The following is a 22,776-nucleotide window of genomic DNA, read 5'->3' as shown; positions in this document are numbered from 1 at the left end:
TAATATTATCGAGCAGGCTCGCACATAAAATGTAACCCCGCAATATACTGATTTCTTTCCTCAAATCCTCTCGCATAAATAGAAACTGACGCTTTTACTCTCTTTCGGATTGAAGATATTTTGCCTGTCGGAATCAATCGCTGCATAGGCTGAATACTGATGGGTAATAAACAAAATGGATTCACGCTATTAGAACTATTGGTAGCAATGGTTTTAGTTTCTATGAGTCTGCTTTGGGGGCTGTATAGCTGGGGAAATTATCAGAACAGCCTGCACTTACAATCGGCAACGCAGAATGTACTGTCGTTTATGGAAAGGCAGCAGGCTCTGGCTAATTATCAGAATCAGGAACGGACATTATGGCTGGTGGCCGGTCCGCCCTGGTGTCTGGTTTCATCAGTCACTAAAAACGGTGATTGCTATGAAGGTGAGGGCGAACGGGTTAGTTCCCCCTATGATGATGTATTTCTGTCATCAGCAACCAGTCATCGAATTGATTTTTATGGTATCCGGAATACCGCAGTGCCAGCCAGCTTTGCGCTGGCAAATGCTGCCGGAGAAATCAGTGTTGTGATCTCAGGGCGGGGCAGGATCAGGACATGCAGTAATAATCTAAATCAGCTGCCTGATTGTGAGGGAATAAAAAACCTATGAGCTGGGCTATTGGCTATTGCAGGCAAAAACAGTCAGGTTTTTCCCTGCTGGAAGTGTTAGTGGCCATGTTGGTTGGTAGTGTCATTTTTATTGCGATGGCAAAAACCTATCCGGTTTTATCGAGTCAGATACTCGATCTTTATCGTCAGTATCGTCTTCATTATCTGGTCAACCGAGTGGTACATATGATGGAAAAAGATCTCCGGCGAGCGGGTTATTGTCTGGACAGAAAGCAATGTAAAGGGGAACCGCTGGTGATCCAAAATAAACAGGCTGAATCTACAAACTCCTGCTTTATTACCGCTTTTGATCTTAATTTAAATAATCGCTGGGAAGAACCTGAACATGCAGCCTCTGAATTCTTCGGTTATCGGCTAAATAATCGCATTCTCGAATGGAAAAGAGGGGCAATAAACTGTCAGGACAACGGCTGGGAACGGCTTTTTGATCCCAAAGAGGTGAATATTGATAGGTTTCACCTTGAACAAACGCGGTCACTGCATGGAGTAATATTTATCACGTTATCTATCAAGGCCAGTTGGGTGAAATCTCCTTCTATTATTCATCATCACCGCACCACAATCCGGTTGCGTAATATCAGGAAATAATTCGGTGAATCAACACAGGTATTCAAGATGCGAACAGCAAAGCGGAAATGCCTTATTGATCTCTATTCTTATGATGCTGACATTAAGTTTGATGACGCTGAAAGCACTTCATTATCAACAGGAAAACGCCATGTTAATGATGTTCGATGAACAACGGTATCTGAATGCTTTTCAACAGGCAGAATCATCTCTGGCGTGGGGAAAAGTCCAGTTATGGCCGCTTGAGTCGCAGAAACTGGAAAACTGGTACTGTTTACAAAAAACCGGCTCTTATCTGAAAAGCTGTCTCCGACACTTTGAGGGCAATCTTTTTCTATTAAAGGGAACAGCGCAGTTTTCCGCAGGAGAACAGCTAGAGTTTTATCAGTGGATGAAACGGATGAAACACTTAAATCGGGATACACTTATTCCTATTGAAAGTGGCTGGCTGGATTTTTGCCCTGTGACTCAGGCTGCTTTTTGTTTATGAACGTTGTTTATGAAAATAGTTTATGAAAATAGTCCCGATAAACCAGAAAAATAACCGACAGAGTGGCATAAGTTTGCCGGAGGTTATGGTGGCATCTGTGGTGTTTGCTATCTCCCTGTTAGGTTTGATGCGTTACCATCAGGCGCTGTCATCAAATTTTCAGCAGTACTGGCTGCAACTCCAGGCAGTAAAGCTGGCACATGAACAATTGGAACGATATGAACCATCAGAAGGCAAACCTCAGCGGGATAAAACAGCCCCACAACAAGGGTGGGAAACTGAGTTTCAGCAGGAATTTGAATTATCGGGGTGCTACCGGATAACGGTGAAGGTGACAAAAGGCTATAATCCTTCAGGTAAATTAGAACGCTGGTTTTGTGCAGGTGGGAGTATTGATGTTTACAGTTTATCATTCAAATCAACTTGATCTTCTGAAGGAGTTGATGACGAGATTTATTAGGGAAAAACCTCTCGCCAACCCATTTGACAAAGAAGTGATTCTGGTTCAAAGCCCCGGTATGTCACAGTGGCTGCAAATTCAGCTGGCTGAAAAACTGGGGATTGCGGCAAATATCGAGTTTCCACTGCCGGCAACGTTTATCTGGCAGATGTTCACCGTGGTATTACCTGACGTTCCTAAAGAAAGTGCATTCAGCAAAGATGCTATGAAATGGAAACTGATGACACTTCTGCCTGATTTGTTAACAGAACCGGAATTTATAGCGCTCAGGCATTATCTTGATCAGGATAACGATAAACGCAAAATTCACCAATTGGCTGGCAGGGTAGCTGACCTGTTTGACCAGTATCTGGTTTATCGTCCGCAATGGCTGGAAAGCTGGGAAAAAGGGCAACTTGTTGAAGGACTGAGTGCCAGTCAGGAGTGGCAAAAACGGCTATGGGTTGCACTGAACGAATATACCCTTCAATTGCAGCAGCCTATGTGGCATCGAGCCAACTTATATAGCCGGTTTATTTCAACGCTGGAAGAGGGTAGTTTTCCACGGGAAAAACTGCCTTCACGGGTTTTTATCTGTGGCATATCCTCCCTGCCACCCACTTATATGCAGGTAATTAAGGCGCTGGGGCAACAGATTGATATCCACCTGATGTTTACCAATCCGTGCCAATATTATTGGGGGGATATTCAGAGTTATACATTTCTCGCCAGACTGAACAGCCGTAAACCTAAACATTATCGTACTCAGCAATATTTGGAGCGGTTCCGGGATCCGGATAATGCCCCTTCTCTTTTCAACGAAGAAGGTGAACAGGAACTGAGTAATCCGTTACTGGCATCATGGGGAAAACTGGGCCGAGATAATCTTTATCTGCTGTCACAGCTGGAGCCGGATGCCGATATTCATGGCTTTGTTGAACAGGCGCCGGGCTGTCTTTTACATCAGATTCAGCGTGATATTCTGGACCTTGAAGATCATGCCCAGATTGGCTCCACAGACAATACATTCAACAATAGCCTGAAAAAACGTCCTATCGATCGAAAAGATCGCTCCGTGTCTTTTCACTCATGCCATAGCCCACAAAGAGAAGTCGAGGTTTTGCAGGATTATATCCTGCGCCTGTTAGATGAAAATCCCTCTCTGACGCCACGGGATATTATTGTGATGATGGCGGATATCGACAGTTATACGCCTTATATTCAGGCTGTATTCGGTAATGCCCCGAGTGAACGTTATATTCCTTTTGCTATCTCTGACCGTAAAGCTCGTCAGGCACATCCGGTATTACAGGCTTTCATTACTCTACTGGATTTACCCCAAAGCCGTTTTACCGCAGAGCAGGTATTGGCACTACTGGAAGTCCCGGCACTGGCGGGTAAATTTTCAATTCAGGAAGAAGGGCTGCGTTTATTACGTCGTTGGGTAAAAGAATCCGGGATCTGCTGGGGGCTGGACGATGACAATATTGAAGCGCTGTCCCTGCCTGCTACAGGGCAGAATACTTGGCATTTTGGCCTGACACGTATGCTATTGGGTTATGCGATGGATAGCCATGCTGGGCCGTGGAATGATGTTTTACCTTATGATGAATCCAGCGGATTGGCCGCAGAACTGGCAGGGCAACTGGCTGAATTTCTGATGGAGCTTAACCGCTGGCGCAAGATCCTGAGTGAAGAACAGCCTCTGGAGGACTGGCTCGGTATTTGCCCACAATTACTGGAAACCTTTTTTATTGCGGATAATGAAACAGAACTGGTATTGGCATTGATTACCCAGCAATGGCAGAAAGTGGTAGAAAATGGCCTGTATGCGCATTATGACCAAAAAATACCGCTGGTATTGTTACGTGATGAACTGGCACTTCGCTTTGATGATGAAAAGATAAGCCAGCGTTTTCTGGCGGGATCACTGAATTTCTGTACCCTGATGCCCATGCGTTCTGTTCCTTTTAAAGTTGTTTGTCTGCTGGGAATGAATGATGGGGTTTATCCGCGAACTATTCCGCCACTGGGTTTCGATCTTATGGCAGAAAAAAGCCAGAGAGGTGATCGGAAACGGCGTGATGATGACCGCTATCTGTTTCTGGAAGCCTTGATCTCAGCAGAAGAATGCCTTTATGTCAGCTATATTGGTAAATCAATCCGCGATGATAAAGAGTGCAATCCCTCCGTACTGGTAAATGAACTGCTGGATTATATTTGCCAGAGTTGCCGCTTGCCGGAAGATGAGATGCTGAATGTGGATGACAGCGCAAAAAGGCTCAGAAACCATTTATTGCTCCAGCATACCCGTGTCCCTTTTGCGATAGAAAATTTTCAGCCAGAACATGAACAACAAAGTTATGCGGCTGAATGGCTGCCAGCGGCCAGTTTGCAGGGCGTTTCCCCGGTTTATTTTGGTCAGCCATTAGATTGTGACACCAGCGAAATAAAAGAGGTATCACTGGATGAGCTGGTGCGGTTTTATCGCCATCCGGTCAGGGCATTCTTCCAGCAAACACTTAAAGTCCATTTTGTTATTGAAGAAACAGAGCTGCCTGAAGAAGAACCCTTTGTATTGGATCACCTGCAACGTTATCAATTCAACCAACTATTGCTCAATATCCTGATTGAGCAGGAACAGCCTGAATCGTTATTTTATCACCTGCGTGCCTCTGGCGGGCTGCCACATGGCGCATTTGGAGAGGTTTACTGGCTTAATCAGTTGGAAGCGATGCAGTTACTGGCAGATAAGATCCGTGAAGAGAGAGTGGAGAGTTCTGTTATTGAGCTATGCTATGAGTTGGATACTGTCACGTTGACCGGAAAAGTGAATAAAGTTCAACCGGATGGAATTTTATGTTGGCGCCCGGCGAACTTAACTGCCAATGATGGTATCCAACTATGGATTGAACACCTTGCCTATTGTCTTTCTGGAGGAGACGGCGAAAGCCGCATATATGGAAGAGAAAACAGTGCATGGCGTTTTTCGTCATTATCGGTTAACGAAGCCAGAGATTATCTGAATCATCTGGTTGCGGGTTATTTTCAGGGAATGACAGAACCTCTTCCCCTATTTTGCCGGAGTGGTTGGGCATGGCTTGAGGCCTGTTATGACAGAGAAAACCAGCAGATCGATTTTAGTGAAGAAGCTCAGCAAAAAGCAGAGAGTAAATTAATGCTGCAATGGCTGGGAACACAAGGAAAAAATGGTGAAATTAACGATGCATATACTCAAAGGGCATTCAGGCAGGTAGATCAATCGTTTTGGGTTCGTATGAAACACGAGGTACAGAGTTATTTGTTACCTATGGCGCACCATCTAAAAAAGACATAACAGGCAATCGGGAGAATATTAGGTAATGCCTAAACATGTTATTCGCATCATGACGATGCTTTTTTTATTTTTCTGGGAAGTCACCGTATATGCCAAACCGTCTTGGCTGACGTTACCGGAAACGATTCATAAAAGTGAACGTGATTCACGTGAATATCGCGCTATCCAACTGCAAAATGGGATGACAGTCCTGCTGGTTTCAGATGAAAAAGCGGTTAAGTCCCTGGCGGCTGTAGCACTTCCTGTCGGCCATATGGAGAACCCGGATAATCAGCTTGGGCTGGCCCATTATCTGGAACATATGGTGCTGATGGGATCTAAACGCTACCCTCAGCCGGGCGGTTTTGCCGAGTTTTTGCAGAAAAACGGAGGAAGCCGTAATGCCAGCACTTCGTCTAACAGAACCGCTTTTTATCTGGAAGTTGATAATGGGGCTTTAGCAGAGGCGACAGATCGTATGGCTGATGCACTGGCCGAGCCTTTGCTGGATCCGGTCAATGCAGATCGTGAGCGTAGTGCCGTTGATAACGAGATGACCATTGCCCGTGCAGGTGAAGGGCATCGAATCTGGCAGATCCGTTCAGAAACGCTTAATCCGGCTCACCCTAACGCCCGTTTTGCTGGTGGTAATCTGGAAACACTGAAAGATAAACCAGACAGTAAGCTACAGACGGCACTTGTGGATTTTTATCAGCGCTACTATTCAGCCAATCTAATGAAAGGGGTGCTGTATGGAAAACAGCCTATAGACAAACTGGCTCAAATTGCCGCAGAGACTTTTGGCCGTATTCCTAATCGGAATGCTTCTGTGCCTGCTATTACAGCCCCGGCGATAACGGAGAAGGAAGAAGGCATCATTATCCATTATGTGCCATCCAAACCGTACAAATCATTGCAACTGGAGTTCAGTATTCCTAATGAAATTGCGAATTTTCGTAGTAAAACCGAGGGTTACATTAGCTATCTGATTGAAAACCGCAGTGAAAATACTTTATCTGATTGGTTACTGAAACAAGGATTAGCCGAAGGGATCAGCGCCAGTGTTAACCCAAATGTTGATGGTAATTCGGGTTCATTCAGTATTTATGTCGAATTGACCGACAAAGGCCTTCAACAGCGTGATCAGGTTATTGCTGCCATCTTTTCTTACATTAATCTGTTGAAGCAGAAAGGCATTCAACAGAGTTATTTTGATGAAATGGTTAAGGTATTCAATTTGTCATTCAAGTACGCATCAATCGTACGGGATATGAACTATATTGAGTCGTTAGCCGATATGATGCTGATAGTGCCGGTTTCCCATGTGCTGGATGCCCCCTATCTTGCTGATAAATATAATCCTGAGGCCATTCTCAGACGATTGGATCAACTGACACCTGAAAATGCCCGCATCTGGTTTACCAGCCCGGAAGAGCCACACAACAAAGAAGCTTATTTTGTTCAGGCACCGTATCAGGTTAATAAAATCAGTCCAAAACAGCTCGCGGAATGGCAAAAACTTGAAAAAGGAATGTCATTTTCTTTACCGGAACTGAACCCTTATATTCCTGATAACTTAACTCTGATTAAAGCATCGGGTAGCCAGAAACATCCCCGAATGATTCTGGAACAGCCTAATGTGCGTTTGCTTTATATGCCGAGCCAATATTTTGCGGATGAACCGAAAGCAAACATCGTGCTGGAACTACGCAATGCTGATGGTATGAAGAGTGCTAAAGAACAGGTAACCTACTCACTGTTATCTTATCTGTCTGATCTTGCACTTAATCAACTTGGCTATCAGGCATCAGTTGCTGGTATGGGAACTTCAGTCGGGTATGCGGATGGTCTGCAAATAGGAGTATATGGTTACACTCAGCATTTACCTGAATTATTAACTTCTACCATTAGCCAATACATGGCATTTACGCCAACTCAGACTGAGCTGCAACAAGCTAAGTCCTGGTATCGTAACCAACTGGAAATCGCGAATGAAGGCAAAGCTTATGAAATGGCAATGCAGCCTGTTTCCCGCTTATCCGGTGTGCCTTATATCGAACAGGCTGAACTTCTGAAATCACTGGATGGCGTCAGCATTGATGATGTTATTAAATACCGTCAGAAGATGATCCAATGTGCGGCTTTACAAGCGATGATCTTTGGTAATTTAACTGAAAAGCAAGGCATTGATATTATTAACTCTGCACATAAACAGCTCGGGAATCAGGGAACAGAGTGGTGGAGTGGTGAGCATATCGAATTGGATCGCAATTATGCGGTGAATTTCGAAGGTACTGCCAGCAGCACCGATAATGCGTTGGCTGAGATTTATATTCCAACGGGATATGATCGCAATACTGGTGCTGTCTATTCCAATCTGCTGAGTAGCATTTTATCTCCGTGGTTCTATGATCAATTAAGAACAACAGAACAGCTGGGTTATGCAGTTTTCGCTTTTAATACAAGGGTTGGAGAGCAGTGGGGGCTGGGATTCCTGTTGCAGAGTAACAGCAAGCAGCCGGATTACCTGCACCAGCGATACCTGAGCTTCTATCAGCAGGCTGAAAAGAAATTACAGGCGATGCCCGATGCTGAATTTGAACAATATAAAACGTCATTACTCACGGAAATGCGTCAGCCACCACAAACATTTTCTGGAGAAGCCTCCCGTTACAGTCATGACTTTGGTCGTAATAACTTCAGTTTTGATACCAGAGAAAAATTACTGACTTCTCTTGAAAAAGTGACTAAAGCACAATTGATGGAGTTTTACGATAAAGCGGTCATGAAACGTCAGGGACTGGCACTTATTTCACAGATTACCGGGAAGAAAGGCTCACTTCATCAATATGCGCAGTTGAAAGGTTGGAAAACTTATCCGAATGTATCCACCTTCCAGAAAAAACTACCGGTTAAGGTGAATGCTCAGTGAGCACAGAAATACTCAGTAACATAACGTCTCATAAACTTAACCCATTAACATTGCCGCTGCATGGTCAGCGGCTAATTGAGGCTTCAGCCGGAACAGGAAAGACCTATACGATAGGTTTACTCTACCTGCGTCTGTTACTCGGACTGGGCGGCGATGCTGCCTTTTTCCGTCCTCTTAATGTTGAAGAGATCCTGGTTGTAACTTTTACCGAAGCTGCAACAGATGAATTACGTGGTCGTATCCGTGAAAATATTCACCAGCTACGGCTGGCATGTATTCGGCAGGATAACGACGTGAGTGATCCGGTTTATCAGCAATTGCTGGCTGAGATCCCTGACAGGCAAAGTGCTGCCGCTTGGTTACTGACTGCTGAACGTCAGATGGACGAAGCGGCAATCTACACGATCCACGGTTTTTGCCAGCGAATGTTGGTGCACAACGCGTTTGAATCCGGTGTATTGTTTGAGCAGACACTGATTCAGGATGAACATCCTCTGCGTAAGCAGGGGTGTGCAGATTTCTGGCGTCGTCACTGTTACCCCTTATCACTTTCAATGGCGACGGTGATTAGTCAGGAATGGAGCGGACCAGAGGCTCTGCTGATGGATGTTTTAGCCCATTTGCAGGGGGACATGCCTTATATCGTTAATGCGCCGGATGAGAATGAAACATTAGTCAGCCGACATGAAAAGATAATTTCCCTGATCGACGGAGTAAAACAGCAGTGGAATGAAGCAATACCGGATTTACAGGCGCTGATTGATAATTCAGGAGTGGATAAACGCAGTTATAGTAAGAAGCATTTGCCTAACTGGCTAAATAGCGTTTCTGAATGGGCAAAATCACCAACCAGAGATTATCAGCTTCCTAAGGAACTGGATAAATTCTGCCAGTCAAGGCTGGAAGAAAAGACCAAAAAGGGCGAAATTCCCCACCATCCTGTATTTGCTGCTATTGATGATTTATATCAGCAACCGCTGACTCTGCGCGACATTATCCTCTCTAAAGCGATTGTTGAAATACGCCAGTCTGTTAATCAGGAAAAGCTGATGCGTGGGTATATGGGGTTTGATGACCTGCTGACGCGATTAGACATTGCCCTGAAACGGGAAGGAGGAGAGCAGCTGGCGGAGACGATCAGGCAGCGTTATCCCGTTGCCATGATTGATGAGTTTCAGGATACCGACCCGCAACAATACCGGATCTTTCAGGCTATCTATCGTAATCAGTCGGAAAATGGCCTGTTGTTCATTGGTGACCCTAAACAAGCTATTTATGCGTTTCGTGGCGCGGATATTTTCACTTATATCCGGGCGCGTTCTCAGGTCAAAGCCCATTACACGCTGGAAACTAACTGGCGTTCTTCCGCACCGATGGTACAGGCCGTTAATACGCTGTTTTCTCATACCGAGAAGCCGTTCCTGTTTGACCAGATCCCGTTTATTCATGTCAATTCGGCAGAAAAAAACCATAACCTGAAATTCCTGCTTAATGGTCAGGAACAGACGGCCTTACAGTTTTGGCTTCAGTCTGTAGAAGGCGTTTCAAAGGGTGAATATGAAAAGGGAATGGCGAAACTGTGTGCCGCCCAAATCAGAGACTGGTTGCAGGCAGGGCAAAACGGTGATGCCTTTTTGCAACAAAATGAAAAGAGCCGTCCGGTTACTGCGGCGGATATTACGGTACTGGTGCGTAATCGCCGTGAAGCAGCCCTGATCCGTGATGAATTGAATGAATTACAAATCCAGTCGGTCTTTCTTTCCAATCGTGAAAGCGTGTTTGATACGCCGGAAGCGAAAGATTTGCTCTGGCTTTTACAGGCGGTGTTAGCACCGGAAAAAGAACGTGTACTGAGAAGTGCATTAGCCAGTAGTTTATTCGGTCTGAGTGCCCGCCAAATCGATGCGCTGAACCATGATGAAAATACATGGGATAAGCTGGTGGATGAGTTCGATGGTTACGCGCGCCTGTGGCGTTCACGTGGTGTTTTGCCGATGCTGCGGGCTGTCATGGGGAAATACCAGATTGCAGAAAACCTGCTGGCAGGCTATGAAGGTGAGCGTCGTCTGACTGATATCATGCACATCGGTGAATTGTTGCAGGAAGAATCGTTACAACTGGATAGTGAACACGCAGTCGTTCGCTGGCTGGCACAACAGATTTCCCGCCCTGATCCACAGTCAGAAAGCCAGCAAATGCGGCTGGAAAGTGATAAGCATCTGGTACAGATCTGCACTATTCATAAATCAAAGGGGCTGGAATACCCGTTGGTATGGCTGCCTTTTATTTGCAGTTTCAGGAAGCAGGAACAGGCCATTTATCATGACCGTCAGAATTTTGATACCCATTTCAGTATGTTTCAGGATAGTGAGAAGCTGGAATTAGCTGATGAAGAACGTCTGGCTGAAGATTTACGTCTGCTTTATGTGGCCCTGACGCGCTCGGTATATCACTGTAGTGTCGGTGTTGCTCCGCTGATTGTCGGCAATAGGAAAAAAAACGGAGATACGGATTTGCACTTTTCTGCGCTTGGTTATTTGGTGCAGAAAGGGGAAAAAGGCGATGCCGAATTACTGCTGCGTAGCCTAGATGAACTCCGGGATGACAATATTCAGGTGACACAGCCAGAAAATTTCGGCGATGAACAGTGGGATCCGCAACGGGAAAATACGCTGTCTCTGGTTGCCAGAAAATTTCGTCGTTTCATTCGGGATGACTGGAGAGTGACCAGTTACTCCGGCTTACAAAACTCGTCTGCACATTCATCTTCCCAGCTCCATACCAGCGCATTCGGTGAATCGGTGGAAGTGATTGTGCAATCTATTGCACCGAAACTGGATATTGATGTCAGCGGTGAAAAACAGGCTGAACCTTCATTGCTGATGACACCGCATACTTTTCCCCGCGGAGCAACAGCGGGTACTTTTTTGCATTCTATTCTGGAAGATCTGGATTTCAGTTCCCAGCCGGGTCAGCGCTGGCTGGAAGAAAAACTGTCAACAGCAGGGTTTGATGAAAGCTGGGCACCAGTTTTGCAACAATGGATGACGGATATTCAGACGGCAGAATTGAATGAGCAGGGTATGCGTCTTGCTGATATTCCGCGTCATCATCAACAAAACGAGATGCAGTTTTATCTGCCTGTTGATCAGTTGCTGCATTCTAATGCGCTGGATGTGGTGACCCATCGTTATGATCCATTGTCAGCACAGTGCACACCATTATCTTTTCATCAGGTGAAAGGCATGTTGAAAGGGTTTATTGATTTGGTGTTTTGCTGGCAGGGTAAGTTTTACGTGGTGGATTATAAATCAAACTGGTTGGGAGAAAGCAGCGGTTCATATACTCAGGAAGCAATGGCCACCGCTATGATAGAGCATCGGTATGATTTACAGTATCAGCTCTATACACTGGCCTTACATCGTTATCTGCGTCACCGGCTGGTGAACTATGATTATCGGCAACATTTTGGTGGAGTGATATACCTTTTTCTGCGTGGCATCGATAATAATAATCCGGGGCATGGTATTTATCGCTATTTGCCGCCGGTTGAGTTTGTTGATGAACTGGATGCGCTTTTCAGTGCGGCTGGTGAAGAAGAGAAGGTATGAGTGCAGTTATATGAATGTAATGATGTCATTATTGCAGCAGGCCGTGGCCCAGAAACTACTGCGCCCATTGGATGTGCAGTTTGCCTATGCGATGGTTGAAGATGAAAACCCATTGCTATTATTAATTACCGCCTATTTGAGTGCGGAAGCGGGGGCCGGTCATGTTTGTCTACCCTTAGAGCGCGTTACTCCTGAACATTTATTTGAAGGGCGCAACCCTGAACTGGTGGCATCACTCTGGTCTTTGGCAGGCGAACCTTCCCGGCAACAGATTATTTCTGCATTGCAGGCCTGCCCTGCCATTGGAGACGGGCAATCTCCTACTCCAATCATACTTTCCCGCCGTGGGCTTTCTGATTATCGCCTTTACCTACAGCGCATGTGGCAGAGTGAGTGTCAGGTAGCGGCATTTTTTGCTGATGTGGCATTGGCGGACGATATTGATGAAAAACAGTTACGCAGCATCTTAGATGAGTTATTTGGCGTTATTGATAAAGATCTGTCTGGTGAAGAGGCTACTGACTGGCAGAAAGTGGCCGCTGCGGTTGCGGTGACCAGCCGTATCTCCGTTATCTCTGGCGGCCCCGGAACCGGGAAAACAACGACGGTAGCAAAACTACTGGCTGCGCTGATTAAATTGAATGAGGGGCAACAATTAAGTATTCAGCTAGCTGCTCCGACGGGGAAAGCGGCGGCCAGACTGACAGAATCGCTCAGCGAAGCTGTCAGTAAGCTTGCTTGGACGGATGAACAGCGACGGAGTATTCCTGATCAGGCGCAAACCATTCATCGTCTATTGGGAGCACAGCCGGAAAGCCAGAAACTTCGTTACCACCGGGGTAATCCGCTTTCTCTGGATATTCTGATAATAGATGAAGCTTCTATGGTGGATTTACCGATGATGGCCCGTCTGATTGAAGCCTTGCCAGCAAAAGCGAAAGTTATTTTTCTGGGTGATAAGGATCAGTTGGCGTCCGTGGAAGCGGGAGCGGTCTTAGGGGATATCTGTCGCTTTGCTGAACAGGGTTACAGTGTGGCACGTGCAGCACAGTTGTCCCGGTTAACCGGCTGTCAGTTATCGTCATATTCAGAGTCTGAACCGGAAGATACTGCGCTGGCAGTACGTGATAGCTTATGTTTGCTGCGTAAAAGTTATCGTTTTAATTCCGCATCCGGCATCGGGCAACTGGCCGCAGCGGTCAATCAGGGAAATAGCAGGCGTGTTTCCTCGGTACTGAAACAACCTTTGTCTGATGTGTACTTTAACACTCTGGCTGATGATGAAGATTATCAGCGATTACTGACTGAAACTGCTGAAGGTTATCAACGATATTTGACTCTGGTGAAAGAAAGGGCGTCTGAAAAGGAAATTCTGGCCGAGTTTAACCGTTTCAGATTACTCAGTGCATTAAGGGACGGGCCATTTGGTGTCAGTGGGTTGAATCAGAGAGTAGAGCAGTTATTGCATAGTAAAGGGATGGTTGTTTTACCGAGATATACAGGTAATCGGCACAGCTACATCAAAAAAGAATACGCAGAAAAAGAAAACCGGGGCTATGTCGGTCGGCCGATTATGATCCTACGTAATGACAGCACATTAGGGCTGTTTAACGGGGATATCGGCATTATGCTGAAGGATCAGAATGATGAGCTGAAAGCCTATTTTCAGTTATCTGACGGGCAGATAAAACCTTTTCAGCCAAGTCGATTGCCTCTGCATGAGACAGCATATGTAATGACAGTACATAAATCACAGGGCTCTGAGTTTGAGCACACGGCATTAGTACTGCCGACTCAGTTTTCTCCTGTTGTCAGCCGGGAGCTGGTCTATACAGCGCTAACCCGCGCCCGTGAAAAACTGACTATTTATGCGCATAAAGCAGTTCTGGTTAAAGCGGTAGCGACACCCACTCAAAGGCGGAGTGGGCTGGCTGAATGGTTTAAAGCCTAAATTCTTTTTTAATGGATTTTCAGGTCTAACATCAGGATCTTAGAGCGGCGCTGGTAATTGTACAGCGCCTGTTTTTCCACCGGTAACATCGTAATCTCTGCAGGTTCAAAGCCTTTCTCCTGAAACCAGTGAATGCTTTGTGTGGTCAGAACAAATAATTTTTCCAACCCGCTCTGTCGGGCCTGATTAATGATTGCACCCAATAAAACTTCACCGCGTGCAGAGTTCTGATAATCCGGATGTACAGCAACACAGGCCATTTCGCCGATTTTCTCTTCAGGATAGGAATAGAGTGCTGCACAGGCGATAGTGATATTATCGAGTTCTATCAGGGTGAATTTATCGATTTCCATTTCCAGCTGTTCACGTGAACGGCGAACCAGAATTCCCTTTTGCTCCAGTGGGCGGATCAGCTCAAGGATGCCACCAATATCATTGATATTAGCCCGACGGATCTGTTCGGATCGCTCCATGACAATCTGGGTGCCGATGCCTTCGCGGGAGAACAATTCCTGAATGAGTGAGCCATTCTCCTGATAACTGAGCAGATGACTGCGCCGAACGCCACGGCGGCAGGCTTTAATGGCTCCACGCAGGAAACGTACTGTCCCGGAGGCGTAATCACCGGCGTTTTCCAGATTATTCAGCCGTGTTTCTCCTTCATTGGGGAACATTTCTGATAAGGTATGCCCTTCAGTGTCAGTGACCCCTTGTGATGAACAGAACCCTATCAATTTTTCGGCTTTCAGTTTAATTGCCAGTTGTGCAGCAATTTCTTCCGTTGTCAGATTAAAACTTTCACCGGTAACGGAAACAGCAACAGGCCCAATCAGTACAATGGAGTTATTATCTAACTGCTGATTTATAGCTTCATCATCAATCCGACGAATTCTTCCGCTGTGGTAATAATCGATACCGTCATCAATACCTAAAGGCTGAGCAATAATAAAATTTCCGCTTACGACATTAATATGCGCGCCTTGTAGTGGTGTATTACTGAGGCTCATAGAAAGGCGGGCGGTAATATCAAGTTGTAGTAAGCCTGCGGCCTGTTTAACCAAATCCAGTGTTCGGGCATCGGTTACCCGGGTGTACTTGTGATAAACCGGCTGGCAGTGATGTTCTGTGAGATTTTGATCGATTTGCGGGCGGGCACCATACACGACAACCAGACGAATGCCGAGACTGTGCAGCAAACCGATGTCATTGACGATATTCGGGAAGTTTTCATGGGCGATAGCTTCACCACCCAGCATAACGACAAAAGTTTTGTTGCGATGTGCATTGATATACGGAACCGAATGCCGGAAGATTTCGACCAATTCGGTACTACTTTCTTTCATGAAGCTCCCCTTTATTGCATTTTTATTCGTGTTTTTTATATTTTTATTCATCGGGAGAAAAATGGCAAGAGTGAGTACGGATTAAAAGAATACTATTATTTCTATGAGTATTAAGCTATTGACGGAACAGGAAATGCTTTTTTTGATGACAGTTTGGTTGTAATTAATTAGAGTTTCCCACCTGACTGTCTTTTGCTTTTTAACAAAAGTTACTGTTTGATTGTTTTAAATGGAATAAATAATGAGTCATTCAGACCATAATTCTTCGCGTCGTCGTTTACTGAAAGGTGCTGCAGCTCTGTGGCTATTGAGTATCAGCCCCGTAGGGCACGCTGCTGCATCAAAAGTGATTGCTGTCCGTATCTGGCCGGCATCAAGTTATACCCGCGTGACGCTGGAGTCTAATATTCCTCTTAAATACCGTCAGTTTTCACTTGTGAATCCAAACCGCATTGTTATTGATTTACAAGGGGTTCAGCTTAATAGTGTGCTTAGCAGTATGGGCGCGAAGATTCAGAAACATGACCCTTATCTGAAACTGATCCGAGCCGGGCAATTTGCTCCTAAAACGGTGCGTCTGGTATTTGAAATTAAACAACCTGTTTCGCCGCATATTTTTACTTTGCCGCCGGTTGCGGAATTTAAACATCGTCTGGTGTTGGATCTCTATCCAAAAGCAGCAAAAGTTGATGACGATCCGTTACTGGCTCTGTTGGAAGAGTACAACAGCGGGAATCTGGAAAAGCATATGCCGGCAAAGAGGAAAAAAGCTGGCAAGGCAGGAAAAGACAGGCCGGTTGTGATAATGCTTGATCCGGGGCACGGCGGTGAAGATCCGGGCGCTATCGGGAAACATAAAACCCGTGAGAAAGATGTTGTTTTACAAATTGCCCGTCGCTTGCAGGCTCTCATTAAACGTCAGCCGGGGATGAAAGTATATATGACCCGCAATGAAGACGTTTTTATTCCATTGACTGTCAGGGTTGCAAAAGCACGTAAGATGCAGGCAGATTTGTTTGTCTCCATTCATGCGGATGCTTTCACTAATCGTACGATTCGGGGCTCTTCTGTATTTGCGCTCTCGACCAAAGGAGCCACCAGTAATATGGCCCGTTTTCTGGCTCAGACTCAGAATGAGGCTGACCTAATTGGTGGAGTCAGTAAAAGTGGTGACAAGTATCTGGATCATACCATGCTGGATCTGGTTCAGACCGCGACGATCAATGACAGTCTGAAATTCGGGGATGAAGTCCTGACACGAATGGGGAAAGTGAATAAGCTGCATAAGAACAGTGTCGATCAGGCTGGATTTGCCGTATTAAAAGCACCGGAAATACCGTCCATTCTGGTTGAAACGGCCTTTATCAGTAATCCGGAAGAAGAAAAAAAGCTACGTACTGCAAAATTTCAGCAGCAAATAGCGGAGTCTATTTTTTCGGGGATTAAAGCCTACTTTAAAAATGGGGCAGAATTAGCACGAAGGTGAAATATTTCCCCCAAAAAATTAGAGTTTTTTATCTAGCATATTAGATCCCGGTTAATCTCAGTATATTGTGTTAATGGAGCTATTTAACTGAAATAAAGCAATTAAGGGTTCAAATCATGACGCGATTTTACTTAGTTTTGGCTATCTTAGGTGCAGTAATCCCGTGGTATTTTGTTTTCCTGTTTTTAGCAGAAAATGGTTTAAACGTGTCTTTGTTTATACAGCTTTTATTGGGAAATGAAGCCTCTCGTTTCTTTGTGGCTGATGTTGTTATTTCAGCTATCGTGTTAATTTTCTTTGTTGTTTATGAAAGCAGGCGCCTGAAAATGCCAAATGGCATTTATTCCCTGTTAGGTTTGTGTATTGGTGTATCATTCGCATTACCATTATTTCTCTATATGAGAGCAAGGTATATGGAAAAGGCGGTAAATTTTGCTGAAAAAGAGGAAAATTACAGGAATGAGTGAGCTAGTTGGAAATCTAAAAAGGAAGAAATAGAGATGTGAATCTGAGAATTGGTTGCGGGGGCCGGATTTGAACCGACGACCTTCGGGTTATGAGCCCGACGAGCTACCAGGCTGCTCCACCCCGCGTCCGATGTGGGCACACTATACTCTGGATCCTTTCCGTTGCAAGCTTTTTTGTTGATATTTACCAATTTTGTTTGCTTATGGGTTAAAAACGAAGCGGCCTGTTTTATTTTTGTTCACTTGTGATTTAAGTAGCATAATCTATTTTTTTCTAACTACATTTTATTATTTATACAGGTTTGATATTGTTCGCTATCAGATTAGGGATGGCAGGATATGAAACATAATATGAAACTTTGGAGTAAATATTTTTTATGTGGCATCGCTATATCTTTATTATCTGCCTGTCATCAGCGCCCGACTGAACAAGGGCAGCAAACTGGGCAAGGACAGCAGTATAAGGATGGCCATTTTGTTCAGGATCTCCGGCTGGTTGATACACCAAATACGCAAGGCTCTCCCGTCAATATCAGTGATTTTGCCACTCAGGTGAGATTAATCAGTGAAACCTCTCCCAAACTATATGCCAGCCATCGCGCAACTTTTGATGCGATTGAAAACTGGACGCAGTATGGTGGTGATGTCCGTAATTTAAATCAGTTTGGTCTGCTTGCTTACCAGATGGAAGGCGAAGACAACTACGGTAATGTCAAATTTACGGGTTACTATACGCCTATTTTACAGGCTCGCCATAGCAGGCAAGGGGAATTTAAATATCCTCTGTACCGGATGCCGGATAAATCGGTTTCCCGCTTACCGGATCGCTCAGCTATCTATAATGGTGCCCTCGATAAAAAATGGATCATCGGCTACAGCAATTCCCTGATTGATAATTTTTTCATGGAAGTGCAAGGAAGTGGTTATGTGGATTTTGGTGATAACAGCCCGCTAACGTTTTTCGGCTATGGCGGGAAAAATGGTCAGGCTTATCGCAGTATAGGCAAGGCATTGATCGATAAGGGAGATATTCCCCGTGAAAAAATGTCAATGAAAGCGATTCGTCAGTGGGCCGAGCAGAATAATGAATCTGATGTGAGACAAATTCTGGAGCAAAACCCGTCTTTTGTGTTTTTTAAACCGGAACCATATACCCCGGTTCGGGGAGCCAGCGCCGTGCCTTTAATTGCCAAAGCCTCAGTGGCATCAGATAAAATATTGGTTCCGCCGGGAACAGTGTTACTGGCAGAAGTGCCTGTACTGGATAATTTGGGACAGTTCACCGGGCAATATCGGATGCGTCTGTTGGTATCACTGGATGTCGGTGGAGCGATAAAAGGCCACCATTTCGATATTTATCATGGTGTTGGTGATAGAGCCGGAGAAATGGCCGGTTTCTATAATCACTACGGGCGTGTCTGGATATTAAAGAAAGCATCAACTGGCTTTTTGGCAGCAAACCAGTAAGATCCTGCTCAGTTCAAATTATCGATCACCTATCATCTTTTATCTATTCTCATGACCGATTACCTGTCAGGAAATAACGGTATCAGCTGACATAGGTTTTATTCAGGATTTATTAATGATGCAAGTTTCTCTCTCTGATGCTTATCTTCAACGTTTTGCTGGTACTGCACGATTATATGGCCAGAAAGCGCTTTCATTATTTGCCCGTTCACATGTCTGCGTTGTCGGTATTGGTGGTGTGGGATCATGGGCGGCGGAAGCGTTGGCTCGCACGGGCATCGGAGCGATCACGCTGATTGATATGGATGATGTCTGTATCACGAATACTAACCGCCAGTTGCACACACTGGTACAGAATGTCGGGTTAGCAAAAACGGACGTGATTGCGGAGCGGATACGGGCAATCAATCCTGAATGTCGCGTCACCTGTATTGATGACTTCGTTACACCGGATAATGTGGCGGAACTGATATCGGCGGATTTTGATTATGTTATTGATGCTATTGACAGTGTTCGCCCGAAAGCGGCTTTGCTCGCTTATTGCCGCCGTTATAAGATCCCTGTGGTGACAACCGGAGGCGCTGGCGGGCAACTCGATCCCACTCAGATACAGGTAGTGGATCTAGCTAAAACAGTGCAAGACCCTTTGGCTGCCAAATTAAAAGAACGTCTGAAATCTGATTATCGTGTTGTGAAAAACGGTAAAGGAAAACTGGGTATCGACTGTGTTTTCTCAACAGAACAGTTGGTGTACCCACAATCTGACGGTACGGTGTGTGCGGCTAAAAGTACGGCTGATGGCTCAAAACGGATGGATTGCGCTTCTGGTTTTGGTGCCGCAACTATGGTTACGGCAACTTTTGGGTTTGTTTCAGTTTCTCACGCATTGAAGAAAATGGTTGCCAAGGCAGAGCGGGAGAATCGTCTTTAGCCAGTCTGTTATGAACGATTTTGATAAGTACGGGCGATTTCCTGTATAGCGTTAATCAGGGATTTGACACCATTAACTCGTGAGCCACTTAGTTGTTGTTCAAGGCCTGCTTGCTGAAATCGTTCGATTAATGGTGTCTGCAAAAGCTGTTCCGGTGTTTTTCCTTCCACTATGGTCAGGATAAAAGCCAGTAAGCCTTTTACAATACGGCCTTCACTATCACCGTAAAAATGCAGGCGGCTCTCAGCAAGTAGTTGATGCCCTAACCAAACCCTGTTTTCACAGCCAGTGATTTCAATCTGTTGTTGTTTCAGCTCATCGGGCAGAGCCGGTAGTTTTTTGGCAAGCCCGATAAGCTGCCGATAGCGATCTTCCCACAATCGACATTGCTCAAATGTTTCCATCAGCTGCTGCTCTGTAATTTCGGTTCCGAATGGATGCGGAGCAACGATTGATGTTGACGGTATTCGGGTTGAAAGTGATGTCATTGGTTATTTAATCCTCAAGCAGCGATAGGGCGAATTTTACCGCACTGACTAATTTATCTGCATCTGGCTTATTGTTATAAGGCATAAATGAAGCCCGCAGGCATCCGTCTATCCCTAATGAATCAAGCAGAGGCTGAGCACAGTGTTGCCCTGAGCGCAGGGAGATATTCTGTTCAGCAATAAGCATGGCCAAATCGCTATGATGTATATCGGCAATACTGAAGGCCAGCAGACTGGAACCCGTTGAGCGATAGCTGGTAAAGCCCGGAATCGCACTAAGTTGTTGCTCTGCATAATCAGTCAGGGCAACGGCATAGGATTCGGCAAGTGGAATATCGACAGTTTTTAACCACTCGAGAGTAGCCGCGAAACCAATAACACCAGCCACGTTCGGTGTGCCAGCTTCAAAACGATAAGGAACAGCTTCCGGAGTGAAACCGTCGAAAGAAACCTGAGTCAGCATTTTTCCGCCACCCTGCCACGGGGACATTGCATTCAGTAATGTTCCTTTGCCATACAGTACACCCAATCCATTCGGGCCATAGAGTTTATGAGCGGAAAAAGCATAAAAATCGATATCTGACCGCTGTACATCAACGGGAGAATGAACAATCCCCTGAGCGCCATCAACCAGTACCAGACAGTTATACTGATGAGCGAGGGAGGTGACCTGTTCCAAATCGACCGCCGCCCCGGTGACATTTGACATCTGGCTAATCGCAACCAGTCGGCTTTTTTCATTGAGCAGTGTTGCCAGCGTATCAATTTCTGGTTGGTATCGTTTTTGTTTATTTGTACCAATCGGCCATTTTACAACTTTAGCGCCGGTCTGTTCTGCCAGCATCAGCCACGGCAGCAGGTTGGAATGATGTTCCTGCTCACTGACGATAATTTCATCACCAGTCGATAAGCGGGAACGAAAATACCCTTGTGCAACCAGATTAATGGCTTCGCTGGCGCCTTTTGTCCAGATAATATCTTCCGGTTGTGGGGCGCTGATCAATTCAGCTACTAAAGAACGCGCCTGTTCGTAGCGCTCTGTCATTGCCTGTGCCGTTGCGTGCTGGCTGCGATGAACTGTCGCACTGTGATTCTGGTAGTAGCACTGAGTTGCCTCAATCATACACACGGGCTTGAGGGAAGTTGCTGCACTGTCCAGAAACACGGCCGGTTCTGGAAACTCAGAGGATGGCTGTAGGGCAGGAAACTGGCAGCGAAATTTTTCTGAATCAAAGGATTTCATAAATGATGTTAATTTGAATTGTAAAAGAATTAATTTTCTTTAATCAGGTTGGAGGGATTTTACAGTAAAGCAGCGAAAAAAAGCACCGCAATTGCGGTGCATAAAAAAATCACTATGGACAGACAGGGTAAATGTACAGGAAGTGAAAAATAAACTGTAGCATACGCTACAAAGTCTGGTTTCCCAGACAACTTGCAAACACAACATCACAACCACAAAGCCAAAAGTACCTATGTATTGCTGCAAATTTGTATCACTCCAAATTTGCCCGCGACAGAGCTACTTTTCGTTCCGGCTTAGGAAGTGCGCACACTATAGGGATTTGCTGGTATATCATCAATGGACAAATTATAATGCTTCGGATTACAAAAACTAATACCTGAGAGAAAAGAGTTACCGGTATCGTAACCACTATATAAGAAACCAACATGTCCAAACGTTTACCACCACTCAATGCGTTACGAGTTTTTGATGCTGCTGCACGTCATTTAAGTTTTACTAAAGCGGCAGAAGAATTATTTGTTACTCAGGCTGCTGTCAGTCATCAGATGAAAAGCCTGGAGGATTTTCTGGGGCTGAAACTTTTTCGTCGTCGCAACCGCTCTTTGTTGCTGACGGAAGAGGGGCAAAGTTACTATCTGGATATTAAAGAAATATTCACCGCCATTAATGAAGCGACCCGGAAACTTCAGGCCCGTAGTGCCAAAGGTGCTCTCACAGTCAGTCTTTCTCCCAGTTTTGCTATTCAGTGGCTGGTGCCACGGCTTTCTGGTTTTAATCAGAGCTTTCCGGGGATTGATGTGCGGATTCAGGCCGTGGATCGGGAAGAAGATAAACTGGCAGATGATGTTGATGTCGCTATTTTCTATGGGCGGGGAAACTGGCCGGGGTTGCGGACCGACAAGCTCTATCCTGAATATTTACTGCCTGTTTGTTCGCCTTCGTTATTAATGGGTGAGCGCCCGCTGAAAACACCGGCAGATCTTGTCAATCATACTTTGTTGCATGATTCGTCCCGACGGGACTGGCAGGCCTACGTTCGCCAGCTTGATATGCAGCAGTTGATTAATGTCCAGCAGGGGCCGATATTCAGCCATAGTGCTATGGTGATTCAGGCTGCGGTACACGGGCAGGGCGTAGCGCTTGCCAATAATGTGATGGCGCAAAATGAAATTGATGCAGGGCGTCTGGTGTGTCCGTTTAATGATGTTCTGGTCAGCAAGAATGCATTTTATTTGGTTTGTCAGGATAATCAGGCAGAATTGGGCAAGATTGCAGCTTTTCGTAAATGGGTACTTACACAAGCTGCGAGCGAACAGGAAAGATTAGGCTTTATTACGAGCGAATGACATTAACGAATGAGAGCGGGAG

16 protein-coding genes and 1 tRNA gene are annotated in these 22,776 nt (G+C 45.4%); 13 read left to right on the top strand and 4 right to left on the bottom strand.

From position 1 onward, the window contains the following. The first annotated feature begins 159 nt into the window (after positions 1-159). Genes AACX38_RS12045 through recD form a run of 8 tightly spaced genes read left to right on the top strand, consistent with a single transcriptional unit; the run spans position 160 to position 13,980 of the window. On the top strand, positions 160-654 hold the full coding sequence (locus AACX38_RS12045; protein WP_228863000.1) for a prepilin peptidase-dependent protein: 495 nt from the start codon (positions 160-162) through the stop codon (positions 652-654). After that, complete coding sequence (locus tag AACX38_RS12040) at positions 651-1,262, top strand: prepilin peptidase-dependent protein (protein ID WP_228862999.1); 612 nt, start codon at positions 651-653, stop codon at positions 1,260-1,262. Before AACX38_RS12045 ends, AACX38_RS12040 begins: the two co-directional genes overlap by 4 nt. 4 nt (positions 1,263-1,266) lie before the next feature. Then, entirely contained in the window at positions 1,267-1,731 is a 465-nt protein-coding gene (locus AACX38_RS12035) for a YgdB family protein (RefSeq protein ID WP_228862998.1), read from the top strand. A 22-nt stretch (positions 1,732-1,753) separates the two neighbouring features. Beyond that, on the top strand, positions 1,754-2,158 hold the full coding sequence (locus AACX38_RS12030) for a prepilin-type N-terminal cleavage/methylation domain-containing protein (RefSeq protein ID WP_228862997.1): 405 nt from the start codon (positions 1,754-1,756) through the stop codon (positions 2,156-2,158). Then, positions 2,127-5,507, top strand: a complete 3,381-nt coding sequence (gene recC / locus AACX38_RS12025) for an exodeoxyribonuclease V subunit gamma (protein ID WP_228862996.1) — start codon at positions 2,127-2,129, stop codon at positions 5,505-5,507. The genes AACX38_RS12030 and recC overlap by 32 nt, the downstream gene beginning before the upstream one ends. A gap of 25 nt (positions 5,508-5,532) precedes the next feature. Further along, positions 5,533-8,418, top strand: a complete 2,886-nt coding sequence (gene ptrA, locus AACX38_RS12020) for a pitrilysin (protein ID WP_228862995.1) — start codon at positions 5,533-5,535, stop codon at positions 8,416-8,418. Continuing rightward, on the top strand, positions 8,415-12,029 hold the full coding sequence (gene recB, locus AACX38_RS12015) for an exodeoxyribonuclease V subunit beta (RefSeq protein WP_228862994.1): 3,615 nt from the start codon (positions 8,415-8,417) through the stop codon (positions 12,027-12,029). The genes ptrA and recB overlap by 4 nt, the downstream gene beginning before the upstream one ends. 19 nt (positions 12,030-12,048) lie before the next feature. Continuing rightward, entirely contained in the window at positions 12,049-13,980 is a 1,932-nt protein-coding gene (gene recD, locus AACX38_RS12010; protein ID WP_228863021.1) for an exodeoxyribonuclease V subunit alpha, read from the top strand. 8 nt (positions 13,981-13,988) lie between these two features. Here the strand turns inward: recD and argA are convergent, their stop codons facing one another. Then, positions 13,989-15,323 (bottom strand): amino-acid N-acetyltransferase, encoded by a 1,335-nt coding sequence (argA, locus tag AACX38_RS12005; protein WP_099120132.1) that lies wholly within the window; start codon positions 15,321-15,323, stop codon positions 13,989-13,991. Between the two features lie 241 nt (positions 15,324-15,564). On the opposite strand from argA, the gene amiC reads away from it, so the two are divergent. Both amiC and AACX38_RS11995 read left to right on the top strand, forming a co-directional pair. Beyond that, on the top strand, positions 15,565-16,809 hold the full coding sequence (amiC, locus tag AACX38_RS12000) for an N-acetylmuramoyl-L-alanine amidase AmiC (protein WP_228862993.1): 1,245 nt from the start codon (positions 15,565-15,567) through the stop codon (positions 16,807-16,809). Between the two features lie 116 nt (positions 16,810-16,925). Then, on the top strand, positions 16,926-17,276 hold the full coding sequence (locus AACX38_RS11995; RefSeq protein WP_228862992.1) for a DUF2834 domain-containing protein: 351 nt from the start codon (positions 16,926-16,928) through the stop codon (positions 17,274-17,276). A gap of 49 nt (positions 17,277-17,325) precedes the next feature. On the opposite strand, the gene AACX38_RS11990 is transcribed toward AACX38_RS11995, so the two are convergent. Beyond that, a tRNA-Met gene (locus tag AACX38_RS11990) sits at positions 17,326-17,402 on the bottom strand. Positions 17,403-17,627: 225 nt separating this feature from the next. Between AACX38_RS11990 and mltA the strand changes: the two genes are divergently transcribed. Together mltA and tcdA are read left to right on the top strand one after the other, a co-directional pair. Continuing rightward, the gene (mltA, locus tag AACX38_RS11985; RefSeq protein WP_228863020.1) at positions 17,628-18,743 is read left to right on the top strand and encodes a murein transglycosylase A; all 1,116 of its coding nucleotides are present in this window, start codon (positions 17,628-17,630) and stop codon (positions 18,741-18,743) included. Positions 18,744-18,861: 118 nt separating this feature from the next. After that, on the top strand, positions 18,862-19,674 hold the full coding sequence (gene tcdA / locus AACX38_RS11980; RefSeq protein WP_099120204.1) for a tRNA cyclic N6-threonylcarbamoyladenosine(37) synthase TcdA: 813 nt from the start codon (positions 18,862-18,864) through the stop codon (positions 19,672-19,674). A gap of 8 nt (positions 19,675-19,682) precedes the next feature. On the opposite strand, the gene csdE is transcribed toward tcdA, so the two are convergent. Both csdE and csdA read right to left on the bottom strand, forming a co-directional pair. Then, the gene (csdE, locus tag AACX38_RS11975) at positions 19,683-20,162 is read right to left on the bottom strand and encodes a cysteine desulfurase sulfur acceptor subunit CsdE (RefSeq protein WP_228862991.1); all 480 of its coding nucleotides are present in this window, start codon (positions 20,160-20,162) and stop codon (positions 19,683-19,685) included. Between the two features lie 7 nt (positions 20,163-20,169). Beyond that, positions 20,170-21,405, bottom strand: a complete 1,236-nt coding sequence (csdA, locus tag AACX38_RS11970; protein WP_228862990.1) for a cysteine desulfurase CsdA — start codon at positions 21,403-21,405, stop codon at positions 20,170-20,172. A 428-nt stretch (positions 21,406-21,833) separates the two neighbouring features. Between csdA and AACX38_RS11965 the strand changes: the two genes are divergently transcribed. Beyond that, positions 21,834-22,754, top strand: a complete 921-nt coding sequence (locus tag AACX38_RS11965; protein WP_099108934.1) for a transcriptional regulator GcvA — start codon at positions 21,834-21,836, stop codon at positions 22,752-22,754. The last annotated feature ends 22 nt before the right edge of the window (positions 22,755-22,776 follow it).

This window comes from Xenorhabdus sp. PB30.3 (assembly GCF_963895965.1).
Taxonomy (GTDB): Bacteria; Pseudomonadota; Gammaproteobacteria; order Enterobacterales; family Enterobacteriaceae; genus Xenorhabdus; species Xenorhabdus stockiae.
This window is presented reverse-complemented; position numbering and strand designations above follow the sequence as displayed.